The sequence below is a fragment of the Andreprevotia sp. IGB-42 genome, from assembly GCF_009848685.1.
GTDB lineage: Bacteria > Pseudomonadota > Gammaproteobacteria > Burkholderiales > Chitinibacteraceae > Andreprevotia.
Window position 1 is genome coordinate 155,496 of the sequence record NZ_WXTX01000008.1, and the last position, 16,591, is coordinate 172,086.

Below are 16,591 nucleotides of genomic sequence, written 5' to 3' on the forward strand. Positions count from 1 at the left end.
TCAGCTTGTGTAGCACAGCAGTGCGGGCAGAAAACGCTGCAAGCGGCGTGGCTGCTGCCGTTGTGGCCGAGCCCGCTGCTGCCGCAGCCGACAGCGGGCAGCGTTTTATCGCCTTGCTGCTGCCATTGAACAGCAAGGCGTTCAAGCCGGCGGTCACGCAGCTGAAGACCGGTGTGCTGGCGGCTGAAAAAGCCTATGGCGATGGCAGCGAGCCGCCGGTGCGTGTATTCGACAGCGGCGAAAAAGACGAAGACGTGCTGGCGCAATATAACAAGGCCGTCAACGAGGGCGCCGCTGCGGTGATCGGGCCGCTGACGCGCAGCGCGGTCAACTATCTGGCCGACAACGGCAGCTTCCCGGTGCCGGTGGTGGCGCTCAACAGCTTTGATGAGCAGACGCTGCGCCGCCCCAACCTGTACAGCTTCAGCCTGTCGGTGGAGCAGGAGGCCGCGTCGCTGGCGCGCCAGCTGGCGGCAGACGGCGTGCATAACCCCGCAGTACTGGTCGGCGCGGGCACGCTCAACCAGCGCATGCATGCGGGCTTTGCCACCGCATGGCTGGATGCCTTGGGGAGCGATCCGCTGGTGGTGGAAGTGGGCGACAGCGTGGCCGGCTATGCCGCGCTGAAAACCCGGCTGGCGGGTGAGGGCGTGGATGCCATCTTCCTGGCCACCAATGTGCGGCAGGCGCGCAAGCTGCGCCCCTACCTGGGCAGCGAAGTACCGATCTATGCGTCTTCGCAGATCAATGCCGGCACCATGGCCAATACCGCGCTGGTGGACCTGACCGGCGTGCGCTACCTGGAAATGCCCTGGCTGGCCAACCCGGATGATCCGATCTACGCGGTGTTTCCGCGCGTACGCACCAACTCGGCCGATCTGGAGCGCCTGTTTGCACTGGGCATCGATGCGTGGCGCGTGGCCGTAGCGCTGAGCACCACCGACGGCAATGTGGCCATCGATGGCCTGAGTGGCACGCTGAGCATCGGCGCCGGTGGCGTGGTGCAGCGGGACATGCAGTTCAAGACCATCAGCCTGCCGGGCAAGACCCCGCTGCCGGTTGCGGATACCCACCTGCCTTGATGCGGGGCCAGGATGCGGAAAGCCGCGCTGCCGTCTTCCTGCAGCAGCAGGGGCTGGTGGTGGTGGCGCGCAACTGGCGCTGCAAGGCGGGCGAGCTGGACCTGATCTGCCGCGATGGCAAGACGCTGGTTTTTGTGGAGGTCCGGCAGCGCAGCAGTGGTACTTTTGGTGGGGCCGCCGCCAGTATCACCGCGGCGAAACGCGCTAAACTCTGGGCCGCAGCACAGTCCTACCTGATGACCGTGCGGCCCACACCGCCATGCCGCTTCGATGCCGTGTGCATCGAAGGCGAGCGCATCGACTGGTGGAAAAACTGCATTGAAGGATAAGGTGCCTGCGTTGCTGCCAAGGGCGGCAAGCGGCCTGGCCGTTGCCGCGCAATGCGCGGCACCCAGGCCGGATGATCACGGATACCGGGCCGCCCGCGCATTGTGACTGCGGGCAAGCCACAGCAAGGATGACTGGATGGAATTGAAGCAACGCGTGCGCCAGCACTTCGAGGACAGCATTGCCGCCAAGCAGGCCGCGATGGAGCGCCTGACGCCGGCGATTGCCGCAGCAGCAGAAAAGCTGGTGCAGGTACTGATCACCGACGGCAAGATACTGGCCTGCGGTAACGGGGGCTCTGCCGCCGATGCACAGCATTTTGCCGCAGAAATGGTTGGCCGTTTCGAGCGTGAGCGCCCGGGCTTGGCGGCCATTTCGCTCAGTACCGATACCTCGGCGATTACCGCTATCGCCAACGATTACGACTACGACATGGTGTTCTCCAAGCAGGTGAGCGCCATCGGCCGCTCCGGCGATGTGCTGCTGGCCATTTCCACCTCGGGCAATTCGCCCAACGTGGTCTCGGCCATCCATGCCGCGCACGAGCGGCAGATGTCGGTGATTGCACTGACCGGCCGCGAAGGCGGGCAGATCGGTGAAATCCTCGGTGGCGAGGACATCCACCTGTGCGTGCCGGCGCAGCGCACCGCGCGTATCCAGGAAGTACACATTACCGCCATCCACGCGCTGTGCGATGCGGTTGACTATCTGTTGCTGGGAGGCGAATAAATGATGAAGAAACTGCTGTTGGCAGCCATGCTGGCTGCCGGCCTGAGCGCATGTGTGCCGGTACTGGTGGCAGGCGGCGTGGCCGTGGGTGCATGGATCGGTTCCGACCCGCGCAAGAGCGATACGCAGGCGGAAGATTTCCAGATGGCCGCCCGCGTGGCCAACAAGGTATTCGACACCTATAAGGAAAAAGCGCACGTAAACGTGAACGTGTTTGCCGGCCACATGCTGCTGACGGGCGAAGTCCCCGATGAAGCCGCCCGTGCGCTGGTATTGCAGGCCGCCCGCAACGAGGCAGGGCTGAAAAAGTTGTACGATGAGCTGGTAATTGCGTCGCCATCGGGCGTGACCGATCGTGCCAACGATACCCAGCTGACTACACGCGTGAAGGCCGCTGTACTTAATCAGGCTGGCGATGCAAACGCCATCCACATCCTGGTGACTACCGAGCGCAAGACGGTGTACCTGATGGGCATCACCACGCCGGATCTGGCCAACCGCGCTGCCACCGCAGCAGCGGGCATCAGTGGTGTTACGCAGGTGGTGAAGCTGATCCAGTACACGCCAGCTAGCAATCCGGGCTGAAGCACAGCCGCGGTTGCCATTGAAAAAGGGCGTTCCCGGGAACGCCCTTTTTTGCGGCCATCGCAGCTGCTTGCCGTGGCTGCCCGGCCGTTTACAGTAACGGCGCCAGGTCTTTGGCCACCATGGCGGCGATGGCGGGCTGCGCTTGTGCGGTAGGATGCAGCTGGTCGGCCTGGAACCAGTCTGCATGGTTGATGGCGGGCGCCAGCAGAAAGGGCGTCAGGCCGGTTTTCTGTTCTTTGGCAATTTCGCCATACATGCCGGCAAAGCGTTTGGTGTAGTCGGGGCCGAAATTGGGCGGCAGCTGCATGCCGATGAGATGCACTTTTGCACCGGCAGCCCTTGCCTGTTTCACCATCGCCACAAGATTAGCCTTGGCCTTGTCGAGTGGCAGCCCGCGCAGGCCATCGTTGGGGCCAAGCTCGATCACCACCCAGCCGGGCTTATGCTGTTTGAGTGCCTGCGGGAACCTCGTCAGCCCGCCGGCGGTCGTTTCACCTGACACACTGGCGTTGATCACCTGGATATTCTTGCCTTGGCCATCGAGTATCTTGCCCAGATGTACCGGCCACGCCTGCGCGGCAGGCAAGCCGTAACCGGCCGAAAGGCTGTCACCGAATACCAGCAACACCGGCTTTTCCGCAGACCATGCGCATTGCGCCAGCACCAGGCCAGCAACTCCGACCAACCAGAACAAGAACCGCTTCATGACCGATACATCTCCTTTGCTACGTACTGAAAACCTGGGCAAGCACGTGGTGGTTGCCGATGGTGAACTGGACATCCTGGCCGGCGTATCGTTCAGCCTGGCCCCCGGCAGCAGCCTTGCCATCGTTGGTGCATCCGGCTCGGGCAAATCCACGTTGCTGGCCTTGCTAGCCGGGCTCGATACCCCGTCACGCGGTGAAGTGTGGCTGGCTGGCGAGGCGTTGTCCAAACAGGATGAAGATGGCCGCGCCCGTTTGCGTGCCCGCTATGCCGGTTTCGTGTTCCAGTCGTTCCAGTTGCTGCCCGAGCTGACCGCGCTGGAGAACGTGATGCTGCCGCTGGAGCTGCATGCGGGCAAAGGCCAGCCGCGCAAGGCGCTGGAGGCCACCGCGCGCGAATGGCTGCAGCGTGTGGGGCTGGCCAGCCGTGTGGATCACACGCCGCGTACGCTGTCGGGCGGCGAGCAGCAGCGGGTGGCATTGGCGCGCGCGTTTGCCGCCAGGCCGCAATTGCTGTTTGCCGATGAGCCGACCGGCAGCCTGGATACCCACACCGGCGAGCAGGTGGCTGATCTGCTGTTCGAGCTGAACCGCGAAACCGGGACCACGCTGGTGCTGGTTACCCACGACAACCAGTTGGCTGCACGCTGCGGGGCAAGGCTGCGGCTGGCCGCCGGCCGCGTCACCGAACAGGAAAACCTGTGATGCTGGCGCTCAGGCAGTTCTTGCGCGGGCTGCGCGCCGGCCACTACCGCACCTTGCTGGCCGCATTGATCGTCACCATTGCCGCGCTCACCGCGGTGGGCCTGTTTGCCGAGCGCATGTCGCGGCTGATGAATACCGAATCCAACAACCTGCTGGCGGCCGATGCCGTACTGACGGCCGATCATGCAATACCTGCCGCCACCGTGGCAACGTCCGAACAGCGCGGGTTGCAGCTGGCGCATATTGCCGCGTTCCCCAGCATGGCGGGCGCGGGCGATGCCGCCGTGCTGGCCAGCGTGAAGGCGGTGGCCGGGCCATACCCGTTACGCGGCAAGCTGGTATTGAGCGTGCCGGGCGCCGGTGGCGCGGTGCGGTCCATCAATGCATCCGGCCCGCCGCCTGCCGCACAGGTATGGCTGGACCCACGCTTGGCAACGCGGCTGCAACTGAAAGTGGGCGATAGCCTGCGGCTGGGCAGCAGCAACTTCACCGTGGCCGCGCTGATCGACAAGGAGCCGGATGCGGCAGTGGATTTTGCCAGCCTGCAGCCGCGGCTGATCATGAACGCTGCAGACTTGCCGGCCACCGGGCTGATCGGCTTTGGCAGCCGGGTGAAATACCGTTTGCTGGCGGCCGGCAAGCCGCAGGATGTTGCTGCGTGGAAGAAAGCGATTACACCCCGGCTGGGCCGCGGCGAGCGGCTGGAAGACGTGCGCGAGGCACAGCCGCAGGTAAAGGTGGCGCTGGAGCGGGCAGAGAGCTTCCTGCGGCTGGTTACGCTGCTGGCTGCCACGCTCTCCGCCGTGGCCATCCTGCTGGCTGCGCGCCGCCATGCCAGCAGCCGGGCCGATGCGGTGGCGCTGTTCGTCACGCTGGGTGCCAATCGCCGGCAAATCCGCACTTTGTTGCTGGGCGAGCTGCTGTTGCTGTTCTTTACTGCTGCGCTGGCTGGCGGGGCGGTGGGCTGGGGCGCGCAGGAGATCCTGGCGTGGGCCATCCGCGATCAGTTGCCGTCGGCGCTATCCAGCGGTACGGCGCTGCCGTGGCTATCCGCCAGCCTGTTCGGATTTGTGCTGCTGGTGGGGGTGGCCGGGCCGTCGTTGCTGCAACTGGCCGCCACGCCACCGCTGAAGGTGTTGCGGCGCGAGCTGATGGCGCCACCGCGGCTGTGGCTATCGCTGCTGCTGTCCGGCGGTGCCGCGCTGGCGCTGTTGTGGTGGGTGGCCGGCACGCTGCAGCTGGCCGCATTGGTGGCCGGCGGTATCGTCGCTGCCTTGCTGGTTGCCGGGGTGATCGGCTGGTTGCTGGTAAGGGCATGGGCCAGCTTCGCGCAGGACTTTGCCGCGCGCATCGCCGTACGGCAGTTGCTGCGCCGGCGCTGGCTGGCCGCCGCCCAGCTGGCGGCGCTGACCGTGGGTTTGCTGGGTGTGTGGCTGCTGACCTCGGTAGAAGGTGATTTGCTGTCTGCGTGGCAAAACAAGCTGCCGGCCAATGCGCCCAACCAGTTTGCCATCAACATCCAGCCGGATCAGGCGCAGGATTTCAAGGCCGCGCTGCAAGGCATGGGTGTGGAGGCACCGGTATTGCAGCCGATGATACGCGGCCGCTGGGTGGCATTGAATGGCAAGCCCATCCTGGCCGAGCATTTTGCCGAGGATCGCGCACGCCGGCTGTCCGAGCGGGAATTCAATCTGTCGTGGGGTGAGGCATTGCGTGCGGACAATCGCTTGACTGCCGGCGTGCCATTGAAGGCCAGCGAACCCGGTTTCTCGGTGGAAAGCGGGCTGGCAGAAACCCTGGGCATCAAGCTGGGTGACCGGCTGGATTTCGACGTGGCCGGCACACTCGTCAGCGCCAAGGTGGTCAACCTGCGCCAGGTGGATTGGGATTCGTTCCGGGTCAATTTCTTCGTGGTGGGCACCGCGGAATTGTTCAAGGATGCACCTACCAGCATGATCACCAGCTTCCATCTGCCATCCGGCAATGGCGAGCGCGTGGCCAAGTTGTCGCGGCAGTTCCCGAATATCACACTGATCGATGTGGGTGCGGTGCTGGCCGAGGTGCGCCGCGTGCTGAACCTGGTATCCGGCGCATTGCGGCTGGTGTTTGCATTCTGCCTGGCTGCCGGTATCACCGTGCTGCTGGCCGCACTGGAAACCACTGCGCCGGAGCGCCACCGCGAAATCGCCGTACTGCGCGCACTGGGTGCCACGCGCGGGCAGATCGGCGCAATCCTGTGGCGGGAAGGCGCCGCCATCGGCGCATCGGCAGGCCTCGTGGCCGGCGTGGCCGCCAGCATCTGCGGCTGGGCCATCGGCAAATACGTGCTGGAATTACCGGTTGCCATCAACTGGTTGCTGCCGGTGTACAGCACGCTGACCGGCCTGGCGCTGGCAGCATTGGTCACTGCATGGGAGCGCAGGCGTCTGGCCCGTGCCACCGCGCTGGAGCTGATCCGCGATCCGGGTTGAGTGCGTGGCGATTTGCCAGCGGGCATGAAAAAACGGCCACCAGTGCAACAGACTGGTGGCCGTTTTGCATGCCAACCCGGAATCAATCAGTGATGGCGTTAGTCGCCCAGCGTGGGCTCCCGCGTCAGCATCGCATCTACCGCGTGGCGGCGGGCTTTTTCCTTGCGCTCCAGCACGCGCTCGTCTTCTGCCAGTGCCTTGTACAGCGCCACGCACAGCCCCACCATGATCAGCGCAAACGGCAGTGCCGCCACGATGGAAAGCGTCTGTAGTGCCTTCAGGCCGCCGCTGAACAGCAGCACGATAGCCATGGCGCCAATCACCAGGCCCCACACCAGCTTGATCCAGGCCGGCGGGTTCTGCTTGCCGCGGGTGGATTGCATGGCCAGCACCAGGTTGGCGGAATCGGCCGAGGTGACAAAGAAGCTCACGATCAGCAGCAATGCCAGGATCGACAAGGTCTTGGCCAGCGGCAACGCTTCCAGCATGGCAAACAGTGTCTTGGAATAATCCTGCGTGTGCACGGCCAGCAGGTTCACGCCTTCCAGCAATTGCTGGTGGATGGCGGCGCCACCAAAGGCGGAGAACCACAGGAAGCTCACCAGGCTGGGCGCCAGCAGTACACCGACGATAAACTCGCGGATGGTACGGCCCTTGGAAACACGTGCAATGAACAAGCCCACGAACGGTGCCCAGGTAATCCACCATGCCCAGTAGAACAGCGTCCAGTCCGCCACCCACGAGCCCTTGCTGAAGGGGGTAAGGCGCAGGCTCATGTACGACAGGTTGTCGATATAGCCACCCAGCGTGGTGGTGAACGATTCAAAAATGAACAGCGTGGGCCCCAGCACGATTACTGCGGTCAGCAGCAGCAAGGCAATGGCCACATTCAGGTTGGACAGCCACTTGACGCCGCGCCCCACCCCCGTCATCGAGGAAATCAACGCCATCCCCATGGCTACCACGATGATGGCAACGTGCAGCGCATCGCTATCGGGCACGCCCAGCGTATGCACCAGGCCGCCGGCAATCTGCAGCGTGCCCAGGCCCAGCGAGGTGACCACACCGCAGGCGGTGGCAATGATGGAAAGGATATCCACCACCTTGCCGAACACGCCATCGACATGCTTGCCCAGCCAGGGGCGGAAAGCCTCGGAAACCAGTGATGGCAATTTGCGGTTGAAGCTGAAATAGGCAATGGTCAGGCCCATCACGCTATAGATGGCCCAAGGGTGCAGGCCCCAGTGGAAGAAGGTATAGCGCAATGCAATGCGCGCGGCATCTGCGGTGAGCGGATCACCGGACGGCGGGGTGGCAAAGTGGGCCAGCGGTTCCGCCGCGCCCCAGAACACCAGGCCGATCCCCATACCAGCGGAGAACAGCATGGCAAACCAGCTGGTGCGGCTGAATTCCGGCTCGGCATCATCGCCGCCCAGGCGGATCTTGCCGAAGCGCCCGAATGCCAGGTAAACGGCAAACACCAGAAAGCCAAAAACGGCCAGCAGATAGAACCAGCCAAAACCGCCGATGGTGGCAGACAGCATCATCTGCGTGATGGCGGTCATCGAGGCGGGGGCGATCACCCCCCAGAGGACAAAACCGATTGCAATCGCAAGTGAGATGGCAAAAACCATGCAAACCCCTCTTTATGCTTGAGGCATGAATTATAAGCGATTGATTTTGCACGCTTTGTGTCAAATGGCAATATGGCCGCGTGAACATTGCCTTGCATTGCTCGTGAGTGGCCGTTTGCCCTGCCAGATTGCAGCGCCGTGCTGCAAACAATCTCACAAGTCGCTTTGCAGTGGTGGCCCCACATAACGCGCGCGTGGCCTGATCAGGCGTGCGGCCTGCGCTTGTTCCATTGCATGTGCCAGCCAGCCCACGCAGCGTGCAAGCACAAAGAGCAGCATAGGTGCGTCTGGTGGCAGATCATGAATGCGCGCCAGTGCCGCCAGGGCGAAATCGATATTGGGACGTTCACCAACCAGCCGATCTGCATCTTGGGCCAGCGCCGCATAAATCGGCGGAAGTGTGAGTGCGTCCAGCAAGATGACCGCTCGGGGATCCCCATCCGGGTAGAGCCGATGCCCGAAACCCGGCAGCCCCTGACCTTGCCGCAGCCAGCGCGTTAGCGCCGCTGGCTTTTCCTCGTGGTTGATCGCCTCCAGCAGGCGGGTGATCGCCAGTGAGGCGCTGCCATGCAAAGGGCCGCTGGCAGCGGCCAAGCCAGCCAGAACCCCGGCAGAAAGACTGGCCCCTGTGGAAATGGCAACCCGAGTGGCAAAGGTGGATGCATTCAGCTCGTGATCCGCCAGCAAGACCAGCGCGCATCGTATTGCTGCGCTTGCATTTGGGCGCTGCCAACGTCGGGCGATCCAGCCGGCCAGATCTGGTGTGTCGATATCCGGTGTCGATTGTAGAACGGCACAGAACAAGGTCAGCAATACGTGCGGTGCTTCCAGACGCAGCGCCGCAGATGCCCGGCCGTACGACGGCAGGTCGCTGGCGCTGCGCATCGCCATGGCCGTCATGGCGCGGCATAAGGCGTCGGGCTCGGGCCGTGCAGCTGCCGCTACACATTCTGCCGGAAGTGGCGCTGATACAGCGATGGTGCCCCCACCCCATAGCAGGCTGGCAACGTATTCCAGATCGTGATCGGCAGCGAGCTTGACGGCATTCTGGCCACGAAACCACAGGCATCCCTGTGCCACAGTGGAAATGGCCGAGGGGAGGACAGGATCGCCCCAGTCGATTGCATCTGCTGCAACCTTTTCCACTTTACGCCTGCCGGCGCTGCCACCAGCCAGTTGCGCGACGTCGTCATGAAAATACAGGCTGCGCCGGGGATCAGCCGGATCTGCTTTGGCGCGGATTTTGCCGCGGCTGACATTGGCGTAGAGGGTTTGCGCTTTTACATCCAGCATTGCCAGCGCTTCTGCAGTAGAAATCCACGCCATATCCGGCCTTTATGTTGATGGTTTTCATCAAGATTGACGTCAATATTAAACCGCTCAGAATGGCTTGGCGAACGGTTCGCAAGTTCATTGGAGAGCATGCAATGGGTCTGGATGATGTAATCGCCGCTGAGACGGCATTATCGGAAGTAGACGGGGAGCGGGGCACGCTGATCATTGCAGGCCGCAGCCTGGAAGACCTGGCGACAACGGGGACTTTTGAGCAGGTGGCCGCGCTGTTGCTGGCGGGGTTATTCGATGCGTTGCCTGAAGATGACGTGTTTGCCGATGCATTGGGACAGGCACGCCTCCAGGTATTCGAGCAACTACTTGTGGTGGACGCAACCTTGCTGCATCTGGATCCGGCCAACGCAATGTGCGCGCTGGTTGCACGCATTGGCGACGGCGAAGATCTGGATACTGCGCTGCGTTTGATCGCCGCACCAGCCGTGTTCACGTCCGGGTTGATCCGCTTGCGCAAGGGGCTGCCACCGCAGGCCCCTGATGCCAGCCTCGGACACGCTGCCGACATGCTGCGCATGGCTGGTCTGCCCAATACGCTGGCACGCGCCCGTGCGCTGGATCGTTATCTGATAACGGTATCTGATCATGGCCTCAATGCGTCAACCTTTGCCGCGCGCGTTGTTGCGTCCACTCGCGCCGGTCTCACCTGCGCCACCCTTGCGGGTATCGGTGCATTGAAAGGCCCTCTGCATGGCGGTGCGCCTGGCCCGGTGCTGGATATGATCGACGCCATCGGCCACCCCGAATACGCCGTTGCCTGGCTGGAGGCCGCAGTGCTGCAAGGGCAGCGGCTGATGGGGTTCGGTCACCGCATTTACCGGGTGCGTGATCCGCGGGCTGATGCACTCAAGGCTGCACTCGGCGCGCTGGTTGCCGACGACGATTTGCCTTCCCCGCGCCTGGCATTGGCTGAAGCCGTCGAAGTTGCCGCAATCGAGGTATTGCAGCGGCTCAAGCCGGGGCGGCCATTACAGACCAATGTCGAGTTCTATACCGCCTTGTTGCTGGATATGCTGGGATTTGACCGTGGTTTGTTCACTTGCGTGTTTGCCAGCGGCAGGGTTGCAGGCTGGATTGCGCATGCCAAGGAGCAGGTGCTGCATGGCCGGCTGATCCGTCCCCAATCGCGTTATATCGGCGTCAGGCCAGCCATCGGCCTGCCCGCATGAGGTGCAGCAGGAGCTGTAGCTGAAATATGGCTGGCGCTACCGCCTGATGGCAGTCTTGTGCTGATACGGTGGCGTCGGCCCGATTATCGAAAGGTCTTGTTGACTGCGGGTTGTATGGCAATGCTTGGGCTTATTCGGATACGCCGTCACAACAACCGCGCCACCACATCCACAAACAGTATCTTCACGATCGTCATGCCCGGGAAGATCATCGCGTAGCAGACGTCAGGCCGTTCGGTAGACGTTTGGCGGCTGGCGTACGCCAGGATGGCGGGGTTGCCGCAGGCACCGGCAACGATGCCGGCAATCTCGTCATACGGCATGCGGTATACCCACAGGCCAAGAATCAGCACCGGCAGTACCAGTGCCACCAGGATGAGCGCCCCCAGCCCCAGCATCAGCAGGCCGGTATCCGATACGGTGGCGGCAAACTTGGGGCCGGACGACATGCCCACCTGCGCCAGGAACAGCGTGAGGCCCAGGTTGCGGATCACCAGGTTGGCGGAAAGCGGAATGCTCCAGTTCACGCTGCCGGTACGGCGTAGCTTGCCGAGGATCAGCGCCATGATCAGCACGCCGGAGAGGCCCAGCGCCAGCTTGCCCAGGCCCGGTAACGGAAACTGGATGGCGCCCAGCAAAAAGCCCAGCGCCATGCCCAGGCCGATGGAGATATAGCTGAGTTCGGCCGTACCCTTGATCGAATCACCAAAGTAATCCTGCAGTGCCCCGAAATCGCCGCGGTTGGCCAATAGGCCGATGCGGTCGCCGAACTCTAGGATCAGATCCGGGCGCGGCAGGATGTCGGTATCGCCGCGGCGCAGCTGGGCGATGATGGCGGCCTTGTTGCCGGGCAAACTCAGCTCACCCAATGTCTTGCCGGCCACACTGGCGCGGGAGACGAATACGCGCAGGTAGTCGATATCGCTGCGGTCGCGCATCATGCGGCCGGGGGCGGCCTCGCCCAGGAAGCTGCTGGCCTGCGCGAGCATCTCCTTGCTGGGGCCGATGAACAGCAGTACGTCATCTTCCCCGATCAGCAGGTCAGGCGATGCTGGCTGGTTATGATGCGCAGTGCGCAGCGCCACTGGCTGCATGCCGGCGGGCAGTTCCGCGGTGACTTCGCCCAGTGTCTTGCCGAACAGCGCCGGGTTGCGCACGGCGATTTCCAGTACTTCGATGCCGGCAGTGGTGGCGATATCGATCCTGGGCTTGAGCAGCGTGAACACGATGTACAGAATCAAGATAGGCCCGGCCACGCCAAACGGGTAGGACACCGAGTAGCCCACCGCCGCGTCATCGTTGCCCAGGCTGACGATGGCGGCCTGCAACGCGGCCGTGCTGGTGCCGGAGCCGGCAAATAGCCCCAGCGCAAAACCGGGCTGCAAGCCCAGCCATTTCACGATCAGCAGGCTGACGATGCCGGCACTGGCCACCCCCGCCAGCGCCATGATGTTGGCGCGGCGGCCGGCCACGCTGGTCAGGCCGGCAAAGAACTGTTTGCCGTATTGCACCCCCACCGTATACAGGAACAACGCCAGCCCCAGCGAGCCCACCATGGGCGCTGGCGCAGATTTGGGGGCAAACCAGCCCACCACCAGTGCCACGAACAGCACCGCCCCCACCCCGAGCGAAAAGCCCTTGATGTTGAGCTCCCCCAGCAGCGAGCCGATGGCAATGGTGAGGAACATCGCCATCAATGGCTGCTGTTCGAACAGGGTTCTGATCAGGTCCACGGTGCATCTCCTTTTGATCTTTCTAGTACAGCTTGCGTTGCATGGCCCGATCAGATGGCCTGTTTCATCTGCCAGCCACGGGGGCACGCACGCAGGTGGCCCCCGCTTTTGGGCGGTGCCAACAACCGGGCCAGTGGTGAGAAATCCGGAGGCATTTGCCCGTGTGGTGCCATATCCGCACCCGGTCAGTACAAGCTGACAGCACAGCGCATGCTGGCCGGCTTGATAGGGCAAATTGGATGCTGCACCGCAATGCACTGCCCGCCTTTACCTTCTTCAAACTTTGCGAGTGCTTGCATGAGCTTGGTGATTTCTTTGTCCTACTTTCTTCTGGTGTTGTCTTATTGAAATATTATGTATTTCTGATGTGTGACATTCCGATCAAAAAGTTCCTGAAAACTGCAAGTCTGTACAAAAATGTTTTGTAGTTTTCCAACCGGAAAATGCCCGGTTTGCGTCACCGGCAGATACAACAGCAGGTGCTTTATATTGCAATGCAGCATGCATATTTTGGCTTATTTTGCCGTTGCTATCGCATGCTGATGACATTTTATTGCGTTGCAATATCAGCTTGTTAGGGATTTCATGTAGTTCTTGTTACATGTGAAAACTGCCTGAAAACGCCAGATCAAGAAGTGATGATTTTCATGTCTTGACACGGCAAACCGCTCTGAGCAGTAATGAGCGCCATCGTGGCAAGAGCACCGGCTGCGATGCCTGGGCGGATATGCACTCAACAATGCTTTCTGTTTGCTGACTGCGTATTCCGCACCACTGGCGCAATGAGCTGGGCGCGCTGGAAACCACCCAAAAAAATGAAGATGGACGGAGAATTGAGCAATGATGCAATTCAATCGATTTACGCTGGCTGCATTGCCAGCGGCCGTACTGGCCATGAGCGCCTATGCCGCCCCGGCATGGCAGGAAGGCCAGACCTATACCGCAGGCACAGTAGTCAGCTACGCGGGTCATGACTACAAGGCACTGGTTACCCACACTGCCTATGTCGGCGCTGGCTGGACTCCGTCCAACACCCCGACACTGTGGGCCGATCAGGGTGTCAGCACCGGTACGCCGACAGCTGTTCCGACAGTTGCCCCGACCGTAGCTCCGACGGCCAAGCCTAGCGTTGTACCGACCGTTGCACCGACTACCAAGCCGAGCGCTGTTCCGACAGCCAGCCCGACTGCTGCCCCGACAGCAACACCGGTACCGGGCACCAGCTGTTACCAGGCATGGAACAGCAGCACTGCCTACAACGGCGGCGCACAAGTGACCTACAACGGCCGCAACTACTCCGCCAAATGGTGGACACAGGGCAATATCCCGTCGTCGAGCACTGGGGATGGCCAGCCATGGACCGATCTGGGTGCATGCGGTGGCTCCACACCGACAGCGACCCCGGTTCCGGGCCCGACAGCAACGCCGAAGCCGACAGCCACGCCGGTACCAGGCCCGACAGCAACACCGGTACCAGGCCCGACAGCTACACCGAAGCCGACTGTCAACCCGACCGCTACACCGGTTCCGGGCCCGACAGCCACTCCGGTGCCGTCGACCGGCAGCAAGGAAGTGGGTTCGTACTTCGCACAGTGGGGCGTTTATGGCCGCGCGTTCGAAGTGGCTGACTTCGTCAACAACGGTTCTGCCGCCAAGATGACCTATGTCAACTACGCATTCGGCAACATCTACCAGAAGAACGGTGGCTACGAATGCGGCGCCGGCATCGACAAGCTCGAATCGGGCGCCAGCACACCGAAGGCACCGGATGCCGGTACCGGCGGCGATGCATGGGCAGACTACGGCCGCACCCCGGCCCGCCTGGTCGACCCGAGCAAGCCGTACACTTGGGATTCCCCGCTGGCTGGTAACTTCGGCGAACTGAAGGCACTGAAGGGCAAGTTCCCTAACCTGAAGATCTTCATCTCGCTGGGCGGCTGGACATGGTCCAAGTGGTTCTCGGCTGCTTCGCAAACCGATGCACTGCGCAAGCAACTGGTGTCGTCGTGCCTGAACATCTACATCAAGGGTAACCTGCCTGCATACAGCGGCCGTGGCGGCGCTGGTACATTGGCTGGCGTATTCGACGGTGTGGACATCGACTGGGAATTCCCGGGCGGTGGCGGTCAGCCATATAACACCCTGTCGCCTGCCGACAAGCAGAACTTCACCTTGCTGATGAAGGAATTCCGTGAACAGCTCGACGTTCTGGGCGCAGCCAATGGCAACAAGCATTACCTGTTGACCACCGCGCTGTCTGCCGGCAAGGACAAGATCGAGAACACAGAGCCTGCCAAGTACGGTCAGTACATGGACTTCGTCAACCTGATGACGTATGACTTCCACGGCGGTTGGGAATACACCAGCACCAGCTACATGGATGCTGCTGGCGAGAACAACGCCAACCCGCTGGCGAAGACAGACTTCCACTCCAACCTGTATGCAGATCCGGCCAGCCCGAACTACCTGGATCCGAAGACAGGCGAGCGTGGCGTTGCGTCGTACTACAACACCGATGATGCTGTGAAGAACCTTGTTGCTGCCGGCCTGCCTGCCAACAAGATCATCCTGGGCGTGCCGTTCTACGGCCGTGGCTGGAGTGGTGTACCGAACGTGAATAACGGCCTGTATCAGACCGCGACCACACCGGCACACGGCACCTACGAAAACGGCATCGAGGACTTCAAGGTACTGAAGAACGCAGCCGGCACGATCTACGTCCACCCGGTGACCAAGCAGTCGTGGAAGTTCGACGGTTCGACCTTCTGGTCGTACGACACGCCTGATGTCATCCAGACCAAGATCAACTACACGAAGGCCAATGGTCTGGGCGGTATGTTCAGCTGGTCGCTCGATGGTGATGACAGCAGCGCAACACTGATGAACGCACTGAGCAAGATTCGCCAGTAATCAGTTGTCTCGCACGCTGTAGTACACAGCAGCAATGAAGCCCTCCCGGTTCGCCGGGAGGGCTTTTTCATGTGTGCTGCAGCAGGTGAGGGTAGTGCTCAGCTGGCGCGGTAGTCGCCAAACTGCACGGCGGGGTCGAACACGCGCTGCCCATCCGCCCAATCGGCCAGGCCAAGGATCTTTTCCCCCAGGGGCGACAGCTGCGCGCGCGGGTAGCGCGTTTGCTCCCAGCCGCGCGGATCACCGGGGAAGGCATAGCCGCGCGCGGGCTCGCGCTTGTACCAGCTGCCCACGCGCCAGTCGCGCAGCTCGCTGTTGGCCTCGTCGGCCGGGGTGAAGGCGATGTACTGCGCCAGGCGTACCTGGTCGGTAGAGGTATTGGGCTTGATGCCATGCGCCAGCAGACTGTTGAAGATCAGCAGCTCGCCAGCCTTCATCGGGATGAAGCGCGGTTGCCATGGTACGGTGGCCAGATCCGGCTGCCACGGGTTGCGGTCGGCCGGGGCGGTTTCGCGCCATGCCTGCAGGTTTTCGAACAGCTCGGGTATGCACTGGAAGCCGCCACCCTCTTCGGTGGTATCGGAGAGCGCCAGCACCCCCTGCACATTGACCGGCAGCGGCGTGAGCGTGGTATCGGCATCCCAGTGGATGAAGCCGCCAAAGCGGCGCTGGCCGTTGTTGGGCGGGTTGAGGTTGGCGCGGTCTATGGTCACCCACAGGTCTTCGCGATCCCAGATATCCACGAACGCATCGTAGATGCGCGGCGTTTGCCGGTTATCCCACAGCGCCTGGTTCTGGTAGGCCTCGACCATGCCGGAGCCATTGAGCTCTTTCATTTCGTTCTCGCGCAGTTGCGGGCGGCTCCAGCTTTGCGGGTCATGTTGATCCAGTTCCTGGAAGTCCCACAGGAAATCGGTGGTGCGCCTGAGTTGCGCTGCACTGATCGCATCCTTGACGATCACATAACCGTAGCGCTGCCAGTGGGCAAAGTCGGCCTCGCTCAGCACGCGCAGCGGCAATTGCTTGGTCAGTTCGTGCAGCTGCTGTTGCTCGATATAGGCAACGGAAGGGTTGCCCGGGCGGGCGTCGCCATAGTTGTAGCGGTCGTTCATGTGTCTGCTCCGGTATGCGCCTGTGCCGTATTGCGGTGGCAGGCTGGCTGTGTGTTCGGGATGTGCAGCCATTGTGCTGA

The 16,591-nt window shown here is 62.2% G+C and carries 13 protein-coding genes; 8 read left to right on the forward strand and 5 right to left on the reverse strand.

Features of this window, described 5'->3' with window-relative positions; translation table 11 throughout:
- Positions 1-47 precede the first annotated feature (47 nt).
- From IGB42_RS13760 to IGB42_RS13775, 4 genes are all read left to right on the forward strand, one after another.
- The gene (locus tag IGB42_RS13760) at positions 48-1,082 is read left to right on the forward strand and encodes a penicillin-binding protein activator (protein ID WP_159672555.1); all 1,035 of its coding nucleotides are present in this window, start codon (positions 48-50) and stop codon (positions 1,080-1,082) included.
- Positions 1,082-1,411: a YraN family protein gene (locus tag IGB42_RS13765; protein WP_159672557.1), complete on the forward strand. Its 330-nt coding sequence runs from the start codon at positions 1,082-1,084 to the stop codon at positions 1,409-1,411. Before IGB42_RS13760 ends, IGB42_RS13765 begins: the two co-directional genes overlap by 1 nt.
- Before the next feature lie 136 nt (positions 1,412-1,547).
- Entirely contained in the window at positions 1,548-2,138 is a 591-nt protein-coding gene (locus IGB42_RS13770) for a phosphoheptose isomerase (RefSeq protein WP_159672560.1), read from the forward strand.
- On the forward strand, positions 2,139-2,723 hold the full coding sequence (locus IGB42_RS13775) for a BON domain-containing protein (RefSeq protein WP_159672562.1): 585 nt from the start codon (positions 2,139-2,141) through the stop codon (positions 2,721-2,723). It abuts the gene before it with no gap.
- Between the two features lie 91 nt (positions 2,724-2,814).
- Here IGB42_RS13775 and IGB42_RS13780 read toward each other — a convergent pair whose 3' ends face one another.
- Positions 2,815-3,432 carry an arylesterase gene (locus IGB42_RS13780; protein WP_159672564.1) on the reverse strand — a complete coding sequence of 206 codons (618 nt, stop codon included), beginning with the start codon at positions 3,430-3,432 and terminating at the stop codon, positions 2,815-2,817.
- On the opposite strand from IGB42_RS13780, the gene IGB42_RS13785 reads away from it, so the two are divergent.
- A complete protein-coding gene (locus IGB42_RS13785; RefSeq protein WP_159672566.1) occupies positions 3,431-4,135 on the forward strand; it encodes an ABC transporter ATP-binding protein in 705 nt (234 codons plus the stop codon). The genes IGB42_RS13780 and IGB42_RS13785 overlap by 2 nt on opposite strands.
- Complete coding sequence (locus tag IGB42_RS13790; protein ID WP_159672568.1) at positions 4,135-6,606, forward strand: ABC transporter permease; 2,472 nt, start codon at positions 4,135-4,137, stop codon at positions 6,604-6,606. Before IGB42_RS13785 ends, IGB42_RS13790 begins: the two co-directional genes overlap by 1 nt.
- A 98-nt stretch (positions 6,607-6,704) precedes the next feature.
- Here the strand turns inward: IGB42_RS13790 and IGB42_RS13795 are convergent, their stop codons facing one another.
- Both IGB42_RS13795 and IGB42_RS13800 read right to left on the reverse strand, forming a co-directional pair.
- The gene (locus IGB42_RS13795) at positions 6,705-8,240 is read right to left on the reverse strand and encodes a BCCT family transporter (RefSeq protein ID WP_159672570.1); all 1,536 of its coding nucleotides are present in this window, start codon (positions 8,238-8,240) and stop codon (positions 6,705-6,707) included.
- Positions 8,241-8,393: 153 nt separating this feature from the next.
- On the reverse strand, positions 8,394-9,566 hold the full coding sequence (locus IGB42_RS13800) for a citrate synthase (protein WP_159672572.1): 1,173 nt from the start codon (positions 9,564-9,566) through the stop codon (positions 8,394-8,396).
- Positions 9,567-9,667: 101 nt separating this feature from the next.
- Here IGB42_RS13800 and IGB42_RS13805 point away from each other — a divergent pair, with 101 nt between their 5' ends.
- Complete coding sequence (locus IGB42_RS13805) at positions 9,668-10,756, forward strand: citrate synthase/methylcitrate synthase (protein ID WP_201799939.1); 1,089 nt, start codon at positions 9,668-9,670, stop codon at positions 10,754-10,756.
- 146 nt (positions 10,757-10,902) lie between these two features.
- Here the strand turns inward: IGB42_RS13805 and IGB42_RS13810 are convergent, their stop codons facing one another.
- Positions 10,903-12,489: an aspartate:alanine exchanger family transporter gene (locus tag IGB42_RS13810; protein WP_159672576.1), complete on the reverse strand. Its 1,587-nt coding sequence runs from the start codon at positions 12,487-12,489 to the stop codon at positions 10,903-10,905.
- A gap of 840 nt (positions 12,490-13,329) precedes the next feature.
- On the opposite strand from IGB42_RS13810, the gene IGB42_RS13815 reads away from it, so the two are divergent.
- Complete coding sequence (locus IGB42_RS13815) at positions 13,330-15,399, forward strand: glycosyl hydrolase family 18 protein (protein WP_159672578.1); 2,070 nt, start codon at positions 13,330-13,332, stop codon at positions 15,397-15,399.
- A gap of 98 nt (positions 15,400-15,497) precedes the next feature.
- Here the strand turns inward: IGB42_RS13815 and IGB42_RS13820 are convergent, their stop codons facing one another.
- Positions 15,498-16,511, reverse strand: a complete 1,014-nt coding sequence (locus IGB42_RS13820; RefSeq protein WP_159672580.1) for a phytanoyl-CoA dioxygenase family protein — start codon at positions 16,509-16,511, stop codon at positions 15,498-15,500.
- Between the last annotated feature and the right edge of the window lie 80 nt (positions 16,512-16,591).

Bases quoted from the DNA above. Each gene is read 5' to 3' on its own strand.
- IGB42_RS13820 (WP_159672580.1), bottom strand. From the start codon at position 16,511: ATGAACGACCGCTACAACTATGGCGACGCCCGCCCGGGCAACCCTTCC.
- IGB42_RS13775 (WP_159672562.1), top strand. From the start codon at position 2,139: ATGATGAAGAAACTGCTGTTGGCAGCCATGCTGGCTGCCGGCCTGAGC.
- IGB42_RS13770 (WP_159672560.1), top strand. From the start codon at position 1,548: ATGGAATTGAAGCAACGCGTGCGCCAGCACTTCGAGGACAGCATTGCC.
- IGB42_RS13815 (WP_159672578.1), top strand. From the start codon at position 13,330: ATGATGCAATTCAATCGATTTACGCTGGCTGCATTGCCAGCGGCCGTA.
- IGB42_RS13780 (WP_159672564.1), bottom strand. From the start codon at position 3,432: ATGAAGCGGTTCTTGTTCTGGTTGGTCGGAGTTGCTGGCCTGGTGCTG.
- IGB42_RS13785 (WP_159672566.1), top strand. From the start codon at position 3,431: ATGACCGATACATCTCCTTTGCTACGTACTGAAAACCTGGGCAAGCAC.
- IGB42_RS13795 (WP_159672570.1), bottom strand. From the start codon at position 8,240: ATGGTTTTTGCCATCTCACTTGCGATTGCAATCGGTTTTGTCCTCTGG.
- IGB42_RS13800 (WP_159672572.1), bottom strand. From the start codon at position 9,566: ATGGCGTGGATTTCTACTGCAGAAGCGCTGGCAATGCTGGATGTAAAA.
- IGB42_RS13765 (WP_159672557.1), top strand. From the start codon at position 1,082: ATGCGGGGCCAGGATGCGGAAAGCCGCGCTGCCGTCTTCCTGCAGCAG.
- IGB42_RS13790 (WP_159672568.1), top strand. From the start codon at position 4,135: ATGCTGGCGCTCAGGCAGTTCTTGCGCGGGCTGCGCGCCGGCCACTAC.
- IGB42_RS13805 (WP_201799939.1), top strand. From the start codon at position 9,668: ATGGGTCTGGATGATGTAATCGCCGCTGAGACGGCATTATCGGAAGTA.